Source organism: Microbacterium sp. (assembly GCF_043427715.1).
In the GTDB taxonomy this organism is placed as follows: Bacteria; Actinomycetota; Actinomycetes; order Actinomycetales; family Microbacteriaceae; genus Microbacterium.
In genome coordinates this window covers 1-3,114 of record NZ_JBHWTD010000088.1, presented here as the reverse complement: position 1 = coordinate 3,114, position 3,114 = coordinate 1, and the positions used below count along the sequence as shown (strand labels likewise).

General features: G+C 67.3%; 3 protein-coding genes. All 3 read right to left on the bottom strand.

Annotated features, from left to right (window positions below):
• Positions 1-56: 56 nt before the first annotated feature.
• Genes ACHFGS_RS08990 through ACHFGS_RS08980 form a run of 3 tightly spaced genes read right to left on the bottom strand, consistent with a single transcriptional unit; the run spans position 57 to position 2,876 of the window.
• Positions 57-875 carry an AAA family ATPase gene (locus ACHFGS_RS08990; RefSeq protein ID WP_017836498.1) on the bottom strand — a complete coding sequence of 273 codons (819 nt, stop codon included), beginning with the start codon at positions 873-875 and terminating at the stop codon, positions 57-59.
• Positions 872-2,272, bottom strand: coding sequence for a Mu transposase C-terminal domain-containing protein (locus ACHFGS_RS08985; protein WP_017836497.1), 1,401 nt, complete (start codon positions 2,270-2,272; stop codon positions 872-874). Before ACHFGS_RS08985 ends, ACHFGS_RS08990 begins: the two co-directional genes overlap by 4 nt.
• Position 2,273: 1 nt before the next feature.
• Entirely contained in the window at positions 2,274-2,876 is a 603-nt protein-coding gene (locus tag ACHFGS_RS08980) for a recombinase family protein (protein WP_394289386.1), read from the bottom strand.
• Positions 2,877-3,114: the final 238 nt, after the last annotated feature.

Sequence of the window (3,114 nt, the reverse complement as noted above, 5' to 3'; positions counted from 1 at the left end):
TGTGACTTTCGCTGTTAAATGGCGGTGTTCTGTCGATGCTCAGTGGCGGTCTTTGTTCAGGTGGTGCCGATGACGAGGGTGCTGGCGGCGGCTTCGATGACGTCGTTGGTGATGGTGTCGAGCTCGTTGATCTTCAGGACGCGCTCGATCTGCGGGAAGAGCCGCTCCAGCAGTCGGAAGTTCCCGCGGGTGATGCGGGTGATGGAAGCGATGGCTTGCGCGTCGGTGAAGTCCTCGGGGTCGAGGGTCTTGCCCAGGGAGCGCCAGTGGCGCTGGAGGACGAACAGCAGCTCGTCCGTGCCCAGGGGCCGGTATTGGTGGGCGAAGCCGACACGACTGTAGAACTGCGGGTAGTGGCTGAACTGCTTCTCCAGGCCGGGCATGCCGATCAGGATCAAGGCGATGTTGTCGCGGTCGTAGCGATCGCGCAGCAGCTCCAGCGCGGTGGGGCGGAGCCGTTCGGACTCATCGACGATGACCAGCTGCACGTGGTTCCTGCCGTGCCGTCGGCCCCACGTCTGCGGGGTGATCTGACCGACTGCCTCCAGATGCTGCTCGATGCAGATATTGGTGCGGGTGATCGCCTGGTCGAGTTCATCCTTCAGCACCCGTGGGGTGGTGAGCACGCTGGGGGTGTAGAGCACGGTACGACTCCGAGCGAGGGCGGCGTAGATCTTGGCGTCGCTGTCGGCGCGCGGACCCCAATAGGTCAGCAGGTCATAGGCCTTCTCCCAGTGGGCGTAGCGGCGCGCGGAGAGTGTCTTGCCCACCCCGGCCGGTCCGAAGCACAGACCGATGGTGTGGCCGCGGCGGACAGCGTCGGCGAACTCGGTGAAGCGGCGGTGCTCTTTGGTCACGATGAAGCGCTGGCTCACCTCAAGTCCTCCTTGTAGACTTTCAGCTTCCGCTTCGGTGCTGGGGCTGGCGGCTCGGCTGTCGATGGCGTCTCAGTGGTGTGCGCGGCTACGACGGCAATGCGTTCATTGATGCCTTGGCGCAGGGCGCGACGGCGCGCGTTGCGGGCAGCCTGGATCTCCTTGAGACTGATCTTCTCGTCGTGATGGTCCTGGTTGACGGCCTTGCACAGGAACTCGTCGTGGTCGAACACGCGGATCTCAGTGATATCGCGCGGGTCGTAGCGGATCACCACCGGCCGTCCGACGTAGCCGGCCAGCGTCGGGGAGACGTAGCGCAGCCCCTGGAAGCGGATGCCATCACGGCGCACCACCCGGGACTGGGCGACCGTGAGCAGCAGCCCGTCGAGGTCTTCCAGGCTCTCGGGCATGCGCGGCAGCCAGCCCTCGGCGATCCACGCGGTGCGCGGCGAGGCACCGAGCTCGCTGTGGGTCCGGTCGTTGTAGGTGGCCACGAACCCCTCCACCGCGCTGTCGAGCTCGGCCAGGGACAGCTTCGGCGTCGGCGCGGGATGGCCCTCGGTGATGTGGCCGGGCAGGTCAGCGAGAAGCTCGGTGTTGACGGTGCCGAAGAACCGCTCGATCTTGCCCCGGCCCTGGGGACGGGCGACGGTGGAGTGGATCAGCCGGATGTGCAGGTCAACAGCGGTGCCGGCGAGGTGGCGGCTGATGAAGTCACTGCCGTGGTCGACATAGAGCACGTCCGGCAGCCCGCACATCGGCCACGCGGGGTCGCTCTTGTGCCAGATAGCCTGCCGCAGCGCCAGGGCGGTGTTCATCGCGGACGGCGCACCCAGGAAGACGGTGTAGCCGCAGATCGCGCGGGAGCAGTCATCGAGGATCGTCGTCAGCCAGGGGCGGACTGGTTTGCCGTCGGTGCCCACCACGAGAATGTCGAGCAGCGTGTGGTCACTTTGCCACATCGCATTCGGTTGTTCGGCGTGCCGGCGCAGCACCAGTTCGTGCTTGTCCCGGTAGGACGCCGCGCCCTCCAGGGCTAGGGTGACCATGCCCGGATCGAGGGCACCCGCGATCGAGCGGACCACCCCGTAGGAAGGCACCGGCCACCCTCGGGTACCGCAGATGTCGGTGACCTTGCGGTGGATCGTGGCGATCGCGGGCCGGGGCTTGCTGAGCGCCAGGCCCTCGATCAACCGCACGAGCTCCCTGGGCAGATGGTGGGCGCCGGCGTCCGAGCGCTGGCCTGTCTCCAGGCCCGCGTACCCGTCGGCACGGTAGCGGGCGTGCCAGCGCTCCAGGGTGCGCAGGCTGATCCCGGTCTCCCGGGCCAGGGCGCTCAGCGGGATACCGTCCTCGACGTGCAGCCGCAGGATGCGCCACCGCGCCGGCCCGTCCACCTCACACCTGCTCGGCGACGGCCTCGCGGGCACGGGCCGCCTGCCGATGGCGATAGAGCGTCGCCCGGGACCAGCCGACGAGTCGGGCGGCGTCCTCGGCGGTGCGGCCCTTCGCGCGGGCATCGCCCGCGATTTCGAGCTTCTCCGCGATCACGGCCGGGTCGACCGGGGGTCGGCCGAAGCGGGTGCCGTTCTGCTTCGCCGCGGCGATCCCCGCATTGACGCGTTCGGTGATCAGCTCGCGCTCATACTCGGCCAAGGTCGCGAGCATGCCCAGCATCATCCGGCCCGATGTCGTCTCCGGGTCGATCCCGTCCGAGACCGATCTGATCTTCACGCCCTGGCCGCGCAGCAGCGTGACCGTATTCAGGACGTCGAGCAGGGACCGACCCAGCCGGTCGATGCGCCACACCACCACCGTGTCGCCGTCCTCGGCGTAGTCCAGCAGACGTTTCATCCCCGGTCGCTCGATCGCGGTCCGGCTACCCGAGGTCACATCCGCGAACACATCCCGCTTCTGCACCCCGGAATCCACGAGTGCATCCAACTGCAACTGCGCGTCCTGACTCGCAGTGCTCACGCGGGTGTACCCCAAGAGCCTCATGACATGATTATGACTCACAAACCCCTACCGAGCACCACCCTGCGACAGTTCACGGTGAGACGACTTCGCGAGAGGCAGAAGGTGCCCATCGGCCCATGAAGCGGTCTCGGCGTCCGGTCCCCGCCTGGTGTCTCATAAGACTGTAGGTTTTTAAGGCACATTCACGGCGCCAGGCGGGCCGCCGCGGGAGCCCTCGTCCACCCCGCTGGGGCCGCGGGTTTCAGGCGCAGCATGACGT

Bases quoted from the DNA above. Each gene is read 5' to 3' on its own strand.
- ACHFGS_RS08980 (WP_394289386.1), bottom strand. From the start codon at position 2,876: ATGAGGCTCTTGGGGTACACCCGCGTGAGCACTGCGAGTCAGGACGCG.